General features: G+C 36.9%; 16 protein-coding genes. 15 read left to right on the top strand and 1 reads right to left on the bottom strand.

Annotation, left to right across the window (positions count from 1 at the left end; genetic code table 11):
• Nucleotide 1 precedes the first annotated feature (1 nt).
• Genes MKY26_RS12815 through MKY26_RS12745 form a run of 15 tightly spaced genes read left to right on the top strand, consistent with a single transcriptional unit; the run spans nt 2 to nt 15,195 of the window.
• Nucleotides 2-910 carry a glycosyltransferase family 2 protein gene (locus MKY26_RS12815; RefSeq protein ID WP_341097847.1) on the top strand — a complete coding sequence of 303 codons (909 nt, stop codon included), beginning with the start codon at nt 2-4 and terminating at the stop codon, nt 908-910.
• Between the two features lie 2 nt (nt 911-912).
• Nucleotides 913-1,983: an EpsG family protein gene (locus MKY26_RS12810; RefSeq protein WP_307318113.1), complete on the top strand. Its 1,071-nt coding sequence runs from the start codon at nt 913-915 to the stop codon at nt 1,981-1,983.
• Nucleotides 1,984-2,005: 22 nt separating this feature from the next.
• A complete protein-coding gene (gene galE / locus MKY26_RS12805) occupies nt 2,006-3,064 on the top strand; it encodes a UDP-glucose 4-epimerase GalE (protein WP_307318112.1) in 1,059 nt (352 codons plus the stop codon).
• Between the two features lie 35 nt (nt 3,065-3,099).
• Entirely contained in the window at nt 3,100-3,702 is a 603-nt protein-coding gene (locus tag MKY26_RS12800) for a sugar transferase (RefSeq protein WP_095372104.1), read from the top strand.
• A 5-nt stretch (nt 3,703-3,707) separates the two neighbouring features.
• On the top strand, nt 3,708-4,355 hold the full coding sequence (locus tag MKY26_RS12795; RefSeq protein ID WP_328197430.1) for an acetyltransferase: 648 nt from the start codon (nt 3,708-3,710) through the stop codon (nt 4,353-4,355).
• Nucleotides 4,342-5,523, top strand: a complete 1,182-nt coding sequence (locus tag MKY26_RS12790) for a DegT/DnrJ/EryC1/StrS family aminotransferase (protein ID WP_341097846.1) — start codon at nt 4,342-4,344, stop codon at nt 5,521-5,523. Before MKY26_RS12795 ends, MKY26_RS12790 begins: the two co-directional genes overlap by 14 nt.
• Nucleotides 5,524-5,533: 10 nt before the next feature.
• Complete coding sequence (locus tag MKY26_RS12785) at nt 5,534-5,848, top strand: helix-turn-helix domain-containing protein (protein WP_095372106.1); 315 nt, start codon at nt 5,534-5,536, stop codon at nt 5,846-5,848.
• Nucleotides 5,849-5,880: 32 nt separating this feature from the next.
• On the top strand, nt 5,881-6,621 hold the full coding sequence (locus MKY26_RS12780; RefSeq protein ID WP_340976196.1) for a glycosyltransferase family 32 protein: 741 nt from the start codon (nt 5,881-5,883) through the stop codon (nt 6,619-6,621).
• Complete coding sequence (locus MKY26_RS12775; protein ID WP_341097842.1) at nt 6,618-7,811, top strand: glycosyltransferase; 1,194 nt, start codon at nt 6,618-6,620, stop codon at nt 7,809-7,811. The genes MKY26_RS12780 and MKY26_RS12775 overlap by 4 nt, the downstream gene beginning before the upstream one ends.
• 18 nt (nt 7,812-7,829) lie before the next feature.
• On the top strand, nt 7,830-8,879 hold the full coding sequence (locus MKY26_RS12770) for a glycosyltransferase family 2 protein (RefSeq protein ID WP_341097838.1): 1,050 nt from the start codon (nt 7,830-7,832) through the stop codon (nt 8,877-8,879).
• Nucleotides 8,876-10,036, top strand: coding sequence for a polysaccharide pyruvyl transferase family protein (locus tag MKY26_RS12765; protein WP_341097834.1), 1,161 nt, complete (start codon nt 8,876-8,878; stop codon nt 10,034-10,036). Before MKY26_RS12770 ends, MKY26_RS12765 begins: the two co-directional genes overlap by 4 nt.
• Nucleotides 10,036-11,214, top strand: a complete 1,179-nt coding sequence (locus tag MKY26_RS12760; RefSeq protein ID WP_307318100.1) for a glycosyltransferase — start codon at nt 10,036-10,038, stop codon at nt 11,212-11,214. Before MKY26_RS12765 ends, MKY26_RS12760 begins: the two co-directional genes overlap by 1 nt.
• A gap of 12 nt (nt 11,215-11,226) precedes the next feature.
• Nucleotides 11,227-12,414 carry a glycosyltransferase gene (locus tag MKY26_RS12755; protein WP_341097829.1) on the top strand — a complete coding sequence of 396 codons (1,188 nt, stop codon included), beginning with the start codon at nt 11,227-11,229 and terminating at the stop codon, nt 12,412-12,414.
• Nucleotides 12,415-12,425: 11 nt separating this feature from the next.
• Nucleotides 12,426-13,613, top strand: a complete 1,188-nt coding sequence (locus tag MKY26_RS12750) for a glycoside hydrolase family 88 protein (protein WP_341057168.1) — start codon at nt 12,426-12,428, stop codon at nt 13,611-13,613.
• A 34-nt stretch (nt 13,614-13,647) separates the two neighbouring features.
• Nucleotides 13,648-15,195 (top strand): lipopolysaccharide biosynthesis protein, encoded by a 1,548-nt coding sequence (locus MKY26_RS12745; protein ID WP_095372113.1) that lies wholly within the window; start codon nt 13,648-13,650, stop codon nt 15,193-15,195.
• 51 nt (nt 15,196-15,246) lie between these two features.
• On the opposite strand, the gene MKY26_RS12740 is transcribed toward MKY26_RS12745, so the two are convergent.
• The gene (locus tag MKY26_RS12740; RefSeq protein WP_095372114.1) at nt 15,247-18,639 is read right to left on the bottom strand and encodes a chitobiase/beta-hexosaminidase C-terminal domain-containing protein; all 3,393 of its coding nucleotides are present in this window, start codon (nt 18,637-18,639) and stop codon (nt 15,247-15,249) included.
• Nucleotides 18,640-18,730 lie beyond the last annotated feature (91 nt).

Here is an 18,730-nt window from a genome sequence, read left to right as displayed (position 1 = left end):
GATGAAACCTATATTAACAATCTTTACCCCTACCTATAACCGTGCTTACACCCTACATTTAGGCTATGAAAGTTTTAAAAAACAAACATGTCAATCTTTTGTGTGGTTAATCATTGATGATGGTTCGAATGATGGAACAAGGTCATTGGTTCAAGGGTGGATAGAAGAGGGAATCATTTCTATTCACTACCATTACCAGGAAAATTCAGGTATGCATGGGGCACATAATACAGCCTATGAGTTAATCGAAACAGAATTGAATGTGTGCATTGATTCTGATGATTATATGCCAGTGGATGCGGTACAGAAAATCATTACTTATTGGAACCAATTTGGTAGTGAGGAGGTAGCTGGAATTGTCGGGCTTGATGCCTATCAAAATGGGGATATCATAGGGACCGAATTACCCGCTGATTTGTCTACTTGTACTCTAGGGGAATTGTATGGTGTTCATAAAGTGAAGGGTGATAAGAAGCTTGTCTATCGAACAGCATTGACAAAAACGACCCCTGCTTATCCTATTTTCTCAGGAGAAAAGTATTGCCCATTAAGCTATAAGTATATTTTTATTGATCAGTTAAAACCGTTATTACTTCTGAATGAAGTATTATGCCATGTCGAATATTTACCAGACGGATCGAGTTTAAATATGCTTAATCAATACTATAAAAACCCGAAAGGATTTGCATTCTTTCGTCAAACAGCAATGATCCATGCTCCATCATTGAAAGAAAAATTAAGAGAATGTATACATTACGTTTCTAGTTGTTTATTAAGTCGAAAGAAACACTTTATTAAAGAGTCACCTTTAAAAGGTATGACACTTGTTGCGCTACCATTTGGGTATCTACTTTCATTTTATGTACGCTATGAGCAACGAAAGAGGAATGTCATGGGAAGTGAGCAGTAATCATGACTGTTTTTTGGATGTGTTTATTCGCAAGTTTTAGTGTTGCTTTAATAGCTAGATACTTTTCTAGACCTGTACTTGTAGGGGATTCAGTCCAGACTGTTTATCCTAATAAACTGATGATTACTTTTGTTGCTTTCATTCTTATTGCTGTTTCAGGGGCAAGAACCAATATTGGCGACACTTTTTTTTATATGCATGCATATGAAGTCAATGATTTTAGCTGGGCAACAATAGTTGAGGGAAAGGATATTGGCTTCGGATTATTACAAATGGTTCTGAAGTTTTATACTGATGACCCGCAAGTGTTAATTTTCGTTGTCTCGTTATTGACGAACAGTTTAATAGTATTTGTTCTCGCACACTATGCAAGATTATTTGAGTTGAGTATTTATATTTATATAACTGGTGGTTTATTTTTAGTTACGATGAATGGTATTCGCCAATGCTTAGCAGCGGCGATAGTATTTGCGGCAACAAAGTTCCTTATAAATGGGAATTGGCCTGTGTACTTTTTATTTGTTATCCTTGCTTCTTCAATTCATCAAAGTGCGCTCATTTTATTACCTATTTACTTTTTTGTACGTTATAAGGCCTGGTCGAAAGCGACGTTGATATTACTTCTGATAGCCGTTCTTATTGTTGTCGGCTTTAATGAGTTTTCGACACTCCTTTTTTCAGCGATAGAAGATACACAATATGGGCAATATGCAGAATTCCAAGAAGGAGGAGCCAATATTTTACGCGTGGCTGTGGAAGCAACCCCTTTATTCATTGCTTATCTTGGGCGAGAGAAGTTAAGGACTATCTTTCCTAAAAGTGATTTTATTGTGAATATGGCACTAGTTGGTTTAGTATTTATGATTATTTCTACACAAAACTGGATTTTTGCGCGATTTTCTATCTATTTTAGTCTTTATCAATTGATTCTTGTTGCTTGGATAGTCAAATTATTTCAACCAAAGGATCAACGCTTTATTTATTATTGTATCCTTGTGCTATATTTTTTCTATTATTTTTATGAAACAGTCATTAGTTTAAATATTCAGTACCAAAGTGATTGGTTAGGATAACGAGAGAAAGAGGGGAGAAAAAATGAGTGTTCTCGTCACCGGTGGAGCAGGGTATATTGGCAGTCACACATGTGTCTCTTTATTAAACCGTGGTATGGATGTCATTATTCTTGATGACTTTTCCAACAGTAATCAAAAAGTGGTGCAGCGGATTGAGCATATGACGAAGAAAGAGGTAAAGTACTATTCGATTGATTTAAAGGATAAAGACGCAGTTCATTCTGTCTTTGCTGATAATGAAATCGAGGCAGTGATTCATTTTGCCGGGTATAAAGCAGTTGGAGAATCAGTAGTTAATCCACTTTCCTATTATGATAATAATCTCATTTCCACGATTTACTTATTGCAAGTAATGAAACAGTTTAACGTAAAAAAACTGGTGTTTAGCTCTTCAGCGACTGTTTATGGTAGACCAAAGCAGGTACCGATTGCGGAGAATGCTCATCTATCGGCCACTAATCCATATGGCAGAACAAAACTAATAATCGAAGATATGTTGAGAGATATTTATGAATCCGATAATGAGTGGGCGATTACATGCTTACGTTATTTTAATCCAATCGGTGCCCATCCAAGTGGAAATTTAGGTGAAGATCCACGAGGTATCCCTAATAACCTCATGCCTTATATTACCCAAGTAGCTATTGGTAAACGGCCGGTATTACAAATATTCGGCGATGGTTTTTCTACTAAAGATGGTACAGGAGTAAGAGATTATATCCATGTAATGGATTTAGCTGAGGGACATATCTGTGCACTAGAACAATTAAAAAAGGTGACCGGTTTTAATTTTTATAATTTAGGTACAGGGAAAGGCTATAGTGTTTTAGAAATTGTCCAAACTTTTGAGAGAGTAAATCATGTGAATATACCGTATATCATTACGGATGCCCGTATGGGTGATATCCCTATTAGTTATGCTGATCCAACAGCTGCAGCGACGGGGTTAGGTTGGAAGGCTCAAAGAGGATTAGAGGAAATGTGTATAGACGCCTGGCGTTGGCAGAAAAATAACCCCACTGGATATAGTGATAAGAAAAATCCGCACTTAATGCAAAGTGGGGATTTTTCTTTTTCTTAATAAGATGTCGAATCCCGTATAAGAAAAGGAAGGATATGAAAAGATTATTTGATTTTATTAGCGCATGTATACTGCTTCTTTTATTTGCACCTGTAATGGCAATTATATCTACCGTTTTGCTTATCAATGGATCGTGCATTTTTTTCAGACAAGAAAGACCTGGACTTAATGGATCATCCTTTCGCTTATATAAATTTTGTACAATGACTGATGAAACAAATGAGCAAGGTCATCTGTTACCAGATGAGAAAAGATTGACCAAAATCGGTAGCAAGTTAAGAAAATATAGTTTGGATGAATTACCACAACTGCTTAATGTCTTAAAAGGTGAAATGAGTTTGGTTGGACCGCGTCCGTTACTAATAGATTATTTACCATTATATTCACCAGAACAAGCAAGAAGACATTGTGTCAAACCTGGAATCACAGGCTGGGCACAAGTAAATGGCCGGAATGCGATTAGTTGGGAAGAAAAATTAAAAATGGATGTATGGTATGTCGATCATCAACATTTTTTACTAGACTTAAAAATTCTTTTTCTTACGATTAGTAAGGTCATCCGTTCAGAAGGAATTAATCAGCCAGGTGCTGCCACAACTGAAGTGTTTAAGGGAAGCCAAATAAAAATGAAAGAGTGACATAAATGGATATTGCATTAATTGGTTATGGCGGGCATAGCAAAGTAATCTTTGACATTATTACAATGCAAAAAAATAAAGTGGTTGGTATTTTTGATGATAAGCATCGCTCATTAAAAATGAAAGGGAATGTATTTTTAGCACCGATTGATTATGTACATGATGTCCTAAAAATCAACCCTAATATTAGGTTTGTTATCTCTATAGGCAATAATAAAATCCGCAAGCAAATGTTCGAAAGGCTAGCTTTACCAATAGAATACTATACCACTTGTATCCATCCTTCTGCTTGTATTAGTCCGAGCGCAATAATTGGTAAAGGAACCGTCATCATGCCGCAGACGGTTATTAATGCGGATGCGGTGATTGGTCATCATACAATCATTAATACAGGAGCAGTGATTGAACATGATAATGAAATTGGTGATTATGTGCACATCTCCCCGCGTTCAACTTTAACTGGATCAGTAAAAGTTGAAGAGGGGGTGCATCTCGGTTCTGCTTCTGTTGTCATTCCACAAGTAACATTAGGAAAATGGTCTGTCATAGGGGCAGGCTCGACAGTGATTCATTCAATACCAGAGCGAGTAATGGCAGTGGGATTACCCGCACAAGCAAAGAAAATATTGAAATGGAGTGATGACATTGACTGAGCGTATTTATTTATCGCCTCCCTATTTGACTGGTGAAGAAATTCATTATGTACAATCCGCATTTACGGATAATTGGGTGGCACCCGTCGGTCCTCATATCGATTTGTTCGAACAAGAAATGTCAACACTTGTGAATGTCCAATCTTGCTTAGCGGTGAACTCGGGTACTGCTGCCATTCACCTTTCATTATTAGCACTTGGTATTAGCTCTCTAGACACCGTTTTTTGTTCTACATTTACATTTGTAGCTACGGCTAATCCTATTCTTTATATTGGGGCAAAACCGGTATTCATTGATTCAGAACCCGAAACTTGGAATATGTCTCCTGATGCGTTAGAAAGAGCTCTAAAGGAAGCGAGTGCAAATGGAAATTTACCAAAAGCGGTAATTGTCGTTCATTTATATGGGCAACCTGCCAAAATGGATGAATTGCTAATGATTTGTCAACGTTATGGTGTGCCTTTAATTGAAGATGCTGCTGAATCTCTCGGTTCTACATACAAGGAGAAGCCAACCGGCACAATCGGCAGTTATGGTATTTACTCATTTAATGGTAATAAAATCATTACAACTTCTGGAGGGGGGATGCTCGTTTCCAATCATAAAGAAGGTGTGGAGTATGCTTCGTTTTTAGCCACACAGGCAAAAGATACAGCACTACATTACCAGCATAGCCAAATCGGGTTTAATTATCGTATGAGTAATATCGCTGCCGGTATTGGTAGAGCCCAATTGACCTATCTGGAAAAGAGAATAAATGCACGTCGGAAAATTTTTCAGCGTTATGAAGAAGGGCTTCAAGGATTGGAAGGCATTTCATTTTTACCTGAGCTTCCGGGAACCTATTCCAATAGATGGCTAACTACTATATTGATTGATAGTGAGACAATTGGTGTAACTGTCGAGGAGCTAATTTTCGCTCTTAGGAATGAGAATATAGAGGCTCGTCCAGTATGGAAACCATTACATCTACAACCGTTATTTCAAGGTTATAGTTTTTATCCACATGATGTCGAGCACGAAGCTATATCGGAAATGATATTCGAAAAAGGAATTTGTTTACCTTCAGGATCTGATTTAACAATTGAGCAACAAAACAGAGTGATACACTGTATTCAAACAACCATTACCTCAAATCTTCATCTGCATCCATATTTATTAGGATAGGTGGCAGAGAATGATAGGAAAAAATATTGCAAAACTACGTAAACAAAAAGGATTAACATTAACAGAACTAGCCGAACGAGCGGGCGTAGCGAAGTCATATCTTAGTAATATTGAAAGGGAGGTCCATCAAAACCCTTCTATTCAAGTCATTGAAAAAATTATTTTCGTACTCGGTGTTGAAATAGAAGAAGTCATCAGAGGCGTCTATATCACGGAGCAAAATAGACAATGGCAAATACTTATTAAGGAAATGCGAGAGTTAGGCATTGAAAAAGATCAGATGGAGACAGTTAAACAAAGAATTTATGAAGTAAAGAATAAATAACTCAGTTTTAAGAAAAGGAAGAGAGCGCTGAAATGATGGAGAAGATACCAAGAATTATTCATTATTGTTGGTTTGGTGGCGGGGAAAAGCCAGAGTTAATGAAACAGTGTATAAGGTCCTGGGAAGAACATCTCCCTCATTATGAGCTAAAACAATGGGATGAAAGCAATGTTGATGTAACATGTAATGCTTATGTACACGAAGCGTATCAAGCGAAAAAATATGCTTTTGTGAGTGATTATTTTAGAATGTATGCTTTGTATACAGAAGGTGGGGTTTATCTTGATACAGATGTCGAGGTTTATCAATCTTTTGATCGTTTCCTTCATTATCCATCCTTTTGGGGATTTGAAGAAGGCAATTATATTGCAACAAGCACGATTGGTGCCAGTAAGGGGCATCCGCTTATCCAGTATTTTTTAGAATCCTATCAATCTAATCATTTTATCAATGATGACGGGACTTTTAACGAATGGACAAATGTTGCCGCCATAACAGAAGAAATGAAGAAAAAAGGGGTTATATGTAACGGACAAAAGCAAGTGATAGAAGAAATGGGAGTAATATTCGAGCAAACAATTTTCTCCCCATATGATTATATTAATTGTCGCGACCTGCAATCAGATGAAACAGTAACGAAGCATCATTTTTATCAGAGTTGGTTGCCTCCTCATGTATTAGTTAAACGAATCGTGAAAAGGAATATAGTCAAATTGATTGGCGGAGAAAAATTAGCTAATTTACGTAAGAAGTTTTCGGGAGTGAGGTCATGAGCCGAATATTCATTGCTACATATGATATGGAAATTGGCGGGGTAGAAAGAAGTTTATTACAATTATTGAAACAACTTAACTACGAAAAGTATGAGGTGGATCTATTATTATATCGTCATCAAGGCGATTTTTTTCATCTGCTTCCTAAACAAGTGCATTTGTTGCAAGAGTTTTCAAGTATGGCTACATTTCGTCAGTCCATTATTGAAACAATCCAAAAGAAGCATATGCTATTGGCTTCTGTAAGACTACTAGCCAAATGGCAAACACAATGGAAAAGCCTGCACGCACGTGATGAAGAGTGGGGTTACTATCAGATGCAGCAAATCGGTAAATATTCATCACCCTTCCTTCCTACAATGGATAAAACTTACGATGTGGCTATTAGTTATTTATGGCCCCACCATTTTGTAGCCTATAAAGTAAAGGCTAAAAAGAAGATTGCTTGGATTCATACTGACTTTTCCTCTCTTCATATTGATACGAATGAAGATGAAAAAGTTTGGCGGTTATTTGATCATATTATCGCAGTTTCTGATGCTTGTAGAGAAGCATTTCTTACCGTTTATCCACAGTTAGTCAATAAGGTGATGGTGATGGAAAATCTGATATCGCCGACATTTATACAAGAATTGTCTGAGGAAATAGTCGAAAATCCTATTCTCTTAGATCATCGTTTTACTATTGTTACAGTTGCTAGACTCTCAAAAGCAAAAGGAATAGATATTGCCATACAGGCAATGAAAATAGTTAAAGAAAAAGGTTATCACGACATTGTGTGGTATGTGATTGGTTTTGGTGGAGATGAAAAAGAACTGACACAACTCATTCAAGCTTGTAATTTAGAAAGTCAGTTTATATTACTTGGTAAAAAGGTCAACCCTTATCCATTTATGAAGGCATGTGACCTCTATGTTCAACCCTCTCGTTATGAAGGGAAAGCCGTTACAGTAAGTGAAGCGCAAATACTAGCAAAGCCAGTACTACTTATGAATTATCCTACAGCAACAAGCCAAATTCGTGTTGGAGTGGATGGTTATATCGCTGGCAACAATCCAGAAGAATTAGCTTCAAGCATTATTCAGCTATATGAACATCCCGAGGAAAGGGAGAGGTTGAGCAAGAATTGTCAACGAACGAACTTTAGTAATGAAGCCGAGCTCGAAAAATTACATGCTATTTGTGAATGAAAAAGGGGGATAGGGCCATTGGAACAACCGAAAGTAAGTGTCGTCATCCCCGTTTATAACGCAGCCGATTATTTGGAAGAATGTATTCAATCTTTACTTACGCAAAGTTTACAACAATGTGAATTTATCTTCGTCAATGACGGGTCTAGTGACCACAGTCAACAACTCATTGAAGCTTATCAAGAAAAAGATTATCGCATTAAACTTTTGAATCAAGAAAACCACGGGGTCAGCTATGCGAGGAATAAGGGGGTTGAAATAGCTAAAGGTGAATACATCGGATTTATAGATGCTGATGATACAATAACAGAAAATACTTATCAGCACGTATATCAGCTTGCTAATCAATTCGATAGTGAGGTCGTTATATTTCACTTAGTTGAAGAGGTCAATGGCATTCAAAGAGTGATTAGCTATCCCTTTCCAAGGCGGGTAAAATTACATAAAAAGGACATTCATGAGTTTATCATTCCACACATGTTACAAAAAGAAGATTTTAATAGTGTGTGTAACAAGTTATATAGAAGAGAAACATTGAATAAGCTTCGGCTGCAATTTCCGATAAACGAGGTGCTTGGGGAAGATGGACAATTTAATTGGTCCTTTTTTTTATGTGCGAATTCAGCGATTTATAGCGATTTTCCTGGTTATTATTATCGTGAAGTAGCAGGCAGTGCGACAAGAAATCTCCAAGAAAAAGATTACTTTTCTCATGCGTTACGCTCTTATCAGCGTAGTATACCAGATCGGATTGAAATGAGTAGCCCTCAAATCAAGACACTAAAGGCTATGAAGCTGCTTCATCAAGTGTTAGCTTATATTCACATCTATATTTTACCTACAAATGAATTAAGTAAAAAAGAAAGAAGGCAATATGTACAAACAATGATTCATCATCCAGTTGTTCAAGAAGCTTTACGACTCTACCCGGTAGAAAAGGTAAGAATGCTCGGCAGATATGACCGCTTCTTAATGAAGTGTATAAAGCATCAATCGCTTCTTGGTTTATATAGTGCAACTGCATATAGTAGGTGGCGAAATAGAAAAAAAGGGGAGGTTCATTCATGAAAATACTGATGTTTGCCCATGGAGGAAGTGAGAATCGCGGTTGTGAGGCGATTGTACGATCAACGTCAACTATGCTCAAAGAAAAAGTGGAAGATGTGGCTGTTTTTCTTTCCTCTTATCAACCTGAAACAGATCAACATATACAACAGCTAGATGGAATCTTTGATGGTTCAGAAACAATTATAAGAAAATATTCAACAGATTGGTGGAAGGCTGCGATTCGGAATAAACTCTTTCAAGACGAAACATACGCCTTGCAAAAAACGCAACAAAAAACGATTAATCAAATTGATGTGGCTGACATTTGTCTTTCAATTGGCGGAGATAATTACTGTTATGGTGAACAGCCCGGTTGGTATGAAGTTGATAAAATGGTCAAAAAGAAAGGGAAAAAATTAGTATTATGGGGGTGTTCGATCGGAGAGGAAGATATGTCGGCAAGAAAGCTAGCAGATCTCAAAACATTTGATTTAATTTTGGCTCGAGAGACATATACGTACCAAATGTTAAAAAAGAGAGGCATTCATCATGTGACACTTTGTGGTGATCCTGCATTTACACTAGAGAAAGAAGAAGTAGACCTGCCCATTGGTTGGAAAGATGGGGATACGATTGGCTTAAATATCAGTCCACTTTTAGTTAGCAAGAATCAAGGTAGTAAACAAGCTGTCTCTCATTTAATTGAATATATTTTAGAAAATACCGAATCTGTCATCGCGCTCACACCACATGTCATGCAAAAGGGGAATAATGATTATGATTTATTACAAGAGTACTATCAAAAATATAAAAGTTCACGAAGAGTCATATTGCTACCAGCGGATTTAAACGCATTACAGTATAAAGGGTATATTGCAAAAATGCGTTTTTTCATTGGCGCAAGAACACATGCAACGATTGCAGCCTATTCCAGTTTTGTCCCGACCCTCGTTTTAGGCTATAGTGTGAAGTCAAGAGGTATCGCCTATGATTTATTCAATAGTGAAAGATTTGTAGTTTCGATTGAGGAAGTGTCAAATAGTAATAAACTGATTCAATATTTTGGTGAAATGGTAGATCAAGAAGCCCAGATTAAAGAACAATTGCTAAAAGTCATCCCCATTATACAAAACCGTTCGTATGAAGCCGTGCATTCTTTAAAGGAATTGCTAGGATAATGAAAAAACAACTATTATTTATTATCCCTAGTTTAGCAGCAGGTGGAGGAGAAAAAAGCTTGATCAATCTTCTATCACAAATCGATTATGACCAGTATGAGGTGGATGTTTTTCTTTTTGCCAAAAAAGGTGTATTTCTATCGTTTCTACCTCCTCAAGTGTCTGTGCTAAATCACTCCGTAGATTTTGAACATTTCTCTTTACCAGTCCATTCAGCTATATGGGCTCTAGCCAAGAGACGCAGATGGAAGCTCGTGTATAACCGTCTATTATACTTTTTAGCTAATAGAAGAATAGGAAATACAGCTCAAAAAGAACAGTATGCCTGGAAATATTTAAAACAAGCATGTCCACAACTAGTCAAAACGTACGATGCAGCGATCGGATTTTTAGAGAAATCTTCAACCTATTTTTGTGTGGAGAAAGTAAATGCGAAACAGAAAATTGGGTGGGTACATATTGATTACAATGAAATGGGTATGGATGCAACATACGATCATACTTATTTTAAAGAAATGTCCACTATTGTCACAGTCTCTCATGAATGTGCACGCGTGTTTATCGAACAGTTTCCTTCATTGAAATATAAAGTAAAGGTGATTCATAACATTGTGTCACCAACAATCATTTACGAAATGTCACGTCAGTCCATACCGTTACAAAAGCAAATGTTTACGTTACTAACCATTGGCCGTTTGCATCCGCAAAAAGGTCTAGATATGGCAATTGAGGCTTGTAGCCGTTTAGTAAGAAAAGGAATGAAACTGAAATGGTACATTATTGGCGAGGGGCAAGAAAGAACCAAATTGGAAAGATTGATTAGAATTCATCAACTAGAGGAACACTTCATTTTGCTTGGACAACAAGCGAACCCCTATCCTTGGCTCGATGTAGCTGATATTTATGTACAGCCATCAAGGTTTGAAGGTAAGGCAATTGCTATAGACGAGGCAAAAATACTGCACAAACCGATTGTCGTAACAAACTATACTACAGCAAAAGATCAAATTATAGATAGAGTTACGGGACTCATCGTAGATTTAAACGTGGATGGGATCGAAAAGGGAATTAGCTTATTAATGAAAGATGATGCTTTAAGAGAACAGTTAACAGTCAATTTAAGCGGGCACTCTTATGGAACAGAATCTGAAATAGACAAGTTTTATCAAATCGTATAGAGGGGTATAAGCATGAAAACAAAACTACTCTTTGTGATGAATAACCTCCAATGTGGCGGTGCAGAAAAGGCACTTATCTCATTATTACATGCCATTGACTATAAAAGATATGAGGTGGACTTGCTGTTATTTAAAAAGGAAGGTGTATTTTTGAATATCGTGCCAAATGAAGTAACCATTTTAAATGAACAAGAGGAATTTCGTTACTTTGATGGCAGAGTCATCGATAATGTGTTAAAAGCTATTTCATCTCGAAGGTTTGATCTCGCCATTTCTCGTATAAGGGCAGCCCGTATTTTTAGAACGGAAAATAATGGAGCTGTTTGTGAACAAAAAGTGTGGAAATATATATCCCCATGCTTATCTAGTGTAAAAAAAGAATATGATGTTGCCATAGGATTCTTAGAAAAGAATCCTATTTATTTTTGTCTAGAAAAAGTAAAAGCAAAGAGGAAAATAGGGTTTATCCATAATGATTATAAACAAATGGGCATGGATAAAACGTGGGACTCTCCATACTTTCAGCAGTTGGACGGTATTATGACAGTGTCAGATTCCTGTGCCGAAGTATTACGTCAACAATTTCCAGAATATCAACAGAAAATAAAAGTCATACAAAATATCTTATCTAAATCGACTATTCAAACGTTGTCTATGAATGAGATGCCTTTACCATTTCCAGGATTGAAGCTTGTATCTATTGGACGATTACATCGACAAAAAGGTTTTGACTTAGCTTTAGAGACAGCTGCGTTACTGAAGAAAAAAGGTGTACCATTTAAATGGCTCATCTTAGGAGAAGGTAGCGAAAGGGAGAATTTAATCCAGTTATCTACAAAGTATCAATTAGAAGAAGAAGTGAAATTTATCGGAATAAAGGAGAATCCTTATCCATATATTCGGTGGGCAGATATATATATTCAGCCTTCGCGCTTTGAAGGAAAGTCAGTTGCTGTTGAGGAAGCCAAAATATTGTACAAGCCAGTGATTGTCACAAACTATAGCACAGCAGGCGATCAAATTAATCATGGACAGACGGGGCTAATCGCAAATATGACAGCAGAATCACTTGCAGAAACGATTGTACAATTATTTGCAGATGAATATTTACAGCATCAGTTAATGGAGGGACTAGGGAAAGAGAAACTTGGAACAGAAGACGAAATCAAGCGTTTTTACCAATATATAAAAGTAGGGTAGGCGAATCTTTAATGATTATATGGCTGTTAGCCTTTTTCATACTGATTTTGGTTGGAGCAATCGGTTTGGATTTATTTCTTATATTTAAAACTTGGTTTTCACGGATTCATTTTGGCAAATATGAAAATGAACGCGATTGGGAGAAACCTATCATCACTACAGTCGCTCGTTGGTTAAAGAGAACACCTAAAGTACCTTTAACCGACCAAAGGCGTTGGGTGGCTTTAGATATCATCAAAGGACAATATACAAGAGGCGAGATCCAATATTGGCAAGAGGCAGCTTTGTTATTGGCATTACCATCACCCCAGTTTATTTCAGAAGTCGATCGTTTTATCAATAAGAAAATCACTCCCTCTGGTGAATGGAAAACATGTCCACAACAGATAGATGGTGCAATCTTAGCTTATGCAATCCTTAAAAATAATCGGTTAAATGGTGAGTGTTATCAGCAAGCAATGGATGAAATGTGGCAAGTGATTCAAGCACATATTGGGAAGGATGGAACCGTCATGTATAGAAAGTCAATGGTAGACTATCGGTACGTCGATACGATTGGTTTTATTTGCCCTTTTCTGATTACTTACGGTGTGAAAAATAATAAGCCGGAATGCATTGACCTTGCGATTCATCAAATAGAATCCTTTTTTACTTATGGGATGAGTAGTCAGATGGCAGTACCCGCTCATGCTTATCATATAAAATCAAAGGTGGGGACTGGACTATATGGATGGGGACGAGGAATGGCATGGTTAGCGCTAGGCGTGATTGATTCGTGGAAGGAGTTACCGAATCATCATCATTATAAACATGAATTAGAGTTAAGGATAACACAATTGGCAAAAGTCATTTTGAGTCTACAGCAAGACTCTGGTTCCTGGAGTTGGTTAATGACTAGAAAAGAAGCGAGAGCGGACTCTTCGACAACGTCGACATTAGGATATTTCTTAGCTCATGCTGCTTATATCGAGGAGATTGAGGATCAGTGTTGCCAAGGTAGAGATAAAGCTATTCATTATTTGATGAAGGTAACGAGAAGGACGGGAGCGATTGACTTCTCACAAGGAGACACAAAGGATATTGGCGTTTATTCCCAATTGTTTGATATCCTTCCGTTTACGCAAGGGATGTCGCTAAGGTTATTGGCAGAGAAAAGAAGATATCAGGAGTCAAAGAAAGATAGACAAGCTGTGAGCTAATGGGTGTGAACAAAGAAAGTGAGAAGGGGACAAAATGAGATCACGCTACTCTCTAATTAATATAACAGCAGGTTTAACCAATCAGTTGATTATTACCATGTTAAGCTTCTTATCAAGAACAATTTTTATCCAAACATTAGGTGTAGAATATTTAGGGATTAATGGTTTGTTTACGAATCTTTTAGCGATGCTTACGCTCGCTGAAGCAGGACTAGGTGCTAGCATTATGTACAGTTTATATAAGCCTGTTGCGGACAATGATTATATGAAGATCCGCATTCTTATGAAATTTTATCGTCAAGCGTATATGGTTATTGCAGCAATTGTCTTCGTACTCGGTTTATTGCTTTTTCCGTTCCTTGATTTTTTTGTAAAAGGGGCGAATATTGAGGATGTAGAACTCATTTACTTTATCTTTTTGCTTAATACAGTTGCTCCCTATTTTTACATTCATAAAAATTCATTTCTGAATGTCGCACAGCGTGGTTATATTGTTACAGCTGTTTACACAGTTTCATCGATAGTAACGGCCGTAATGAAAATAGCTATTTTATCTTATACTCAAAATTATTTACTTTATTTAATAATTGATAGTGTTATTACAATTGCCAATTCCATTATCCTTGCTGTGATGGTCAATCGAATGTACCCATATTTGCGCGAGAAGGTGGAGGGTAAATTAGATGAAATAACAAAGGGACAAATCACTACCAACGTGAAGGCGATTGTTATTCAAAACATAGGGAATTATTTATTATTCGGGACAGAGCATCTTCTGATTGCATCCTTTGTTAGCTTAGTGGCTGTTGGAATTTATTCGAATTATAAAATGGTCATTGATATTGCTCGTACGTTTATTAACCAGGTATTTAGTAATGTGTATCATAGTGTTGGCAATCTCGTGGCTAATGAATCAATGGTGAAGATCATAGCGATTTATAAATGTTATCGTTTAGTAAATTTTTGGCTGTATTCTTCGTTAACCATTGTATTGGCATTTACATTGGAGCCGTTTATAAGAATCTGGTTAGGAAGCGACTTCTTGTTTTATCAAGAAGCGTTACTCGTCATTCTATTATTGACGTTCTATGAACGTGGCATGCGAAATTCTATATCAGCAATAAAAACAACAGCGGGTTTATTTCGAGAAGATCAATATGCACCGCTATTACAAGCAGGAATCAGCTTAATATTTGCACTTGTCCTTGTACAATTTCTAGGGATTACTGGCATATTTTTAGGGCATTTCCTTAGTGCTCTTTTCGTTCCTTTTTGGTTTACCCCCTATGTGGTCTATAAAAAATTGTTTAAGCTACCAGTAAGACAATATTTTACTTCTTATTTGTCTCTTATGTTGATAGGATTGGTAGCTTATTTATTAACGAAAATCATTCTTATGCAGTTTTCTCCTGTCAGTTTTTCTACTTTTCTTATTTACTTATTTGTAAGTTTAGTGCTGCCTAATTTATTATATATAATCGTATTTTACCGAACGGACGAATTCCAATATATTTTAAAAATGGTTTTGACTATACTAAGACGCTTGCAAGCGAAGAGAAGAGATAGAATGCTCTCTTCTTAGCAGCAATATTTTAGGTGATTCTTGTCTAGTCCTAGACGTGATATTGGATTTTTAAATAGTAGTATTCTGGTAAGTGTGAACTTGATAGGATCCATTCTCATGTTCTTTACCAGTGGTAAAACCGGCACCATCGGTAAATATATTTCTGGCGAGAATGGATTCTGCCTGCGTACTAAAGTCATTGGTGATTGCGCCTTTACCCATAAAAATATTATTATAAATTCTAAAGTTTTGTGTTCTTCCCCATGCCTTCATTGTTGACATAGTAAATTCGTTTTCATAAATAGCTAAACTGCTACCAGCACTTAAGATAATACCTAGAGGCGAAGTAAAACGGTTATACCTAACAACATCCAACGCCATTGCATCCCAGCCATCTTCCCAATCAATGTCACAGCCTGGTGTTCGTCCTTTATTATTAACAAATGTATTTCCTTCAATTAACCATTCTTGACCACCACACATCGCAAGTCCTGTGCTGGTGTTTTCTTCAAAATGACAGTTTTTAATTTTACATTGTCTTGGCATGCCAATGGTACGAAGAAAAGCGACTGCGCCATTAAAGTCGGTATCGCCATCTGCAGGGGGGGCTTCTTGATAAATGACAATTTTGACCCATTTTGCCGCTTGTGGCTTATCATAATTGTAAAATTGTAGATTATAAGTTTGGGAAGAAATGAATAGGTGATTTTCATCGTAAAAGTATATAGAATACAGTCTGGATCGTAAATAACGGAACCCTTGATAACCTTGAGTGTAACCTAACAAATAATAACTACCCAGTCCTGAAATATTTAAATAGGTAGATGAGCGAAAACGATGATTGTTTATTTCTGCACGCGCATTCCCTTGATCATCTATATCTCCTGGTTCAAAATGTGACCAGCTAACAACCGTATCACTTTTCACTTCTCCGAGCTCACGGTTATGAATTGTTCCAGTGATGAAATTAAATCCTGGTGATTGATTAAACGTACATGACTCAAAGGAGACATTTTTACAATCATCAATGAGCACACTCAGGCAACCTTCAGTAGATTCTGCAACAGTTGTATCGTTTCTTTCGCCATAAATATGGGCGTTTAAGAGTTTGGTATTTTCAAGATTAGTAAAATAGAACATTCTGTACCCAGTTTTTGTCTTTTCACTTGCTTCAATTTGAATCTTACTATCACTGAAATCAATGATGATATTAGTCGGAGGAAACAATGTTCTAACAGTTGGATTAATTAAATAATGGCCGTAGGGGAAAATGACTTTTTTATATGGGCCCAGTAAGGCATCATCAAATGCTGCTTGAATCCCGTTAGTAGTTGCAAGAGCGTTTGTTTCATCCAAATGTATATCATATTGTTCTGCATTCACATACAAAATGTCGGCTTCCTCAATCGGTTGCTCCGCTCGTTCAGATACAGTCAAAGTAAAGCTTGCAGCAATTGTTTTACTACTATCATAAGCAGTAATAGTCGTTGTACCGCTCGTAAGTGCTTCAACCACTCCATATTGTACTGTGGCGATATGAATATTTTCACTTTCCCAGAAGACAATATTATCATTTAGCACATCAAAAGGTAATCCTTCTGATAATGCAGTCGCCATCAATACAGTCGCTTCACCAACAACCATCGTTTCCTTCTTCTTATTAATAACAATCTCGGTGATCGTCCGATTAGATGGGGGGAGAGAGGGAGATAATTGCACATCTATAGGAATAGTTGTCGTAAAGCTCTGTTCTTCGTAGGCAGCCATTACATTTACGGACGTCGTCCCTGCGGTTAATGCCTTTATACGGCCTCTGTTATCTACTTCTACTATTTGTTCATTATTACTTTGAAAATCAAGGGTGAGGTCTGAAGTGTATTGACTTGGAATGGCTTCAATAAATAACTTTTGGCTTTCACCAATGGCTAAAGAGATGGTTTGTGGTAACGCAGAAATGCCAATTAATTGTTCTGTTTGCTGATAATAGTCATAATTGTTTTTTACTTCCTCATCCGTTAATGCGCGATTATAAATTGCAAAAGCCACAATGATTTCAGGTGCTTGATTGTGTGCGACAAAGTCCTTTCTTAATTGAAGTGGTGATTGAATAAGCGCATTTACGGTACTAGCAAAATCATTAGGTACAGGTCTTGGACCATTATCATTGATTGCATCATTGATAAAGAGACTGGCTGTTTGATCGGTATTAAATCTGAGTGTAAAGAGATTAATCGCATGTGAATCAATAGGGTTTAGCCAATCTTGATAACTTTTCTTTTGTCCTTGTTCATCTTTAAACCAATATGAATTAATTGCTCTTGTGTTTTGCTGTCCTGTTGTAGTCAAATACGGAATAAATACATCTGAGCGTGCAGCTGTGAATTTCCCATCTACTGTTTTCCAGTGCGATCCATTTGTGTTGAAGCTGGCCATTTGGATAGTTAATCCATTTTCAAAAGTAATGAGTTGATTCAGTGGGGAGGCATTTGTCGGTATTTCTACATAATCCTCGCGATTGACTAATAAACCTTGATCTGTCACATAACCATCGCTCACTCCATCATGTGAAAGACCTATTAAGGAAGCAACGACCCCATGAATCGTATCACTAATAGAATTATTCGTTTCCCCGGAACGGTTGGTAAAGTCATAATGAAGAATAATACCCTCAGTTTGAATGCCAATTTTTTGATATAAGGCAGATTGTAGCGCACTCTTGTTTCCAGTATTATCTATTGCGTAAGCCTGTAAGGTTGTGGTTTCAGTAATTATAAATGGACCTGAATAAACCGGGCTTGTTGAAGTGGGTTCGTCTCCATTTAAAGTATAATAGATCGTCGCTGGTTCACTTGAAGTAATAGTAATTTCGTGTGATTGTGAAAAAAAGCCACTAGGTGTCACCGTTAAAGTAGGTGGTGTTTCGTCTAATTCTAAGGTAGTTACGGTAATGCTAACCCCTGTAGAGGTTTGACCTGCTTCATTTTTTGCTTGTACGGTAAAAGTATAAAAGGTGGATGGGGACAAGTTTGCTAAAGTGACAGAAGGATTGACGACATTCTCTCTAAATTGGTCATTTTGAGAAATGTCATAAGAGGTAATTCCATCATGATAAAGAGGTGGGTCCCATTGTAACGTAACGCTAGTAGCAGTTACTTGATGAATCATTAAGTTTTCTACATTTCTTGGAGGTGATTCAGGCTCAGGTTTGAGTTCGTCATTATTTAACCAAGAACTTACATAACATCTAAAAGGGACAGATGATTGCACAGAGAGCGTGTTAAACGGAGCAAAGTTTCCCTCGAATGTTTCATTTGCCCTAACGGTAATCGTGATGTTGTGAATGTTAAATGACAACGAAGTGGTTGGATGTAAATTTGTTATTTTTAAACGAATCATCGCGGTATCGTAATTCTTAATCGTTGGTGCATTATTCTCGAAATAATCTTTGATAATAAAAATCACTTTTTCTCGCCTCCTTTTCTAGATAGGTTATCTTATGCACGTACTGTCGCTTTTTTACTATATATTTGTGTTTAATAGTACTTTAGATGAG

Source organism: Cytobacillus sp. FSL R7-0680 (assembly GCF_038009245.1).
Lineage (GTDB): Bacteria > Bacillota > Bacilli > Bacillales > Cytobacillaceae > Cytobacillus > Cytobacillus kochii.
This window is presented reverse-complemented; position numbering and strand designations above follow the sequence as displayed.

What these genes read in the sequence shown, in the direction of transcription:
- MKY26_RS12815 (WP_341097847.1), top strand. Translation starts at nt 2, where the DNA reads ATGAAACCTATATTAACAATCTTTACCCCTACCTATAACCGTGCTTAC.
- MKY26_RS12810 (WP_307318113.1), top strand. Translation starts at nt 913, where the DNA reads ATGACTGTTTTTTGGATGTGTTTATTCGCAAGTTTTAGTGTTGCTTTA.
- galE (WP_307318112.1), top strand. Translation starts at nt 2,006, where the DNA reads ATGAGTGTTCTCGTCACCGGTGGAGCAGGGTATATTGGCAGTCACACA.
- MKY26_RS12800 (WP_095372104.1), top strand. Translation starts at nt 3,100, where the DNA reads ATGAAAAGATTATTTGATTTTATTAGCGCATGTATACTGCTTCTTTTA.
- MKY26_RS12795 (WP_328197430.1), top strand. Translation starts at nt 3,708, where the DNA reads ATGGATATTGCATTAATTGGTTATGGCGGGCATAGCAAAGTAATCTTT.
- MKY26_RS12790 (WP_341097846.1), top strand. Translation starts at nt 4,342, where the DNA reads ATGACATTGACTGAGCGTATTTATTTATCGCCTCCCTATTTGACTGGT.
- MKY26_RS12785 (WP_095372106.1), top strand. Translation starts at nt 5,534, where the DNA reads ATGATAGGAAAAAATATTGCAAAACTACGTAAACAAAAAGGATTAACA.
- MKY26_RS12780 (WP_340976196.1), top strand. Translation starts at nt 5,881, where the DNA reads ATGATGGAGAAGATACCAAGAATTATTCATTATTGTTGGTTTGGTGGC.
- MKY26_RS12775 (WP_341097842.1), top strand. Translation starts at nt 6,618, where the DNA reads ATGAGCCGAATATTCATTGCTACATATGATATGGAAATTGGCGGGGTA.
- MKY26_RS12765 (WP_341097834.1), top strand. Translation starts at nt 8,876, where the DNA reads ATGAAAATACTGATGTTTGCCCATGGAGGAAGTGAGAATCGCGGTTGT.
- MKY26_RS12760 (WP_307318100.1), top strand. Translation starts at nt 10,036, where the DNA reads ATGAAAAAACAACTATTATTTATTATCCCTAGTTTAGCAGCAGGTGGA.
- MKY26_RS12755 (WP_341097829.1), top strand. Translation starts at nt 11,227, where the DNA reads ATGAAAACAAAACTACTCTTTGTGATGAATAACCTCCAATGTGGCGGT.
- MKY26_RS12750 (WP_341057168.1), top strand. Translation starts at nt 12,426, where the DNA reads ATGATTATATGGCTGTTAGCCTTTTTCATACTGATTTTGGTTGGAGCA.
- MKY26_RS12745 (WP_095372113.1), top strand. Translation starts at nt 13,648, where the DNA reads ATGAGATCACGCTACTCTCTAATTAATATAACAGCAGGTTTAACCAAT.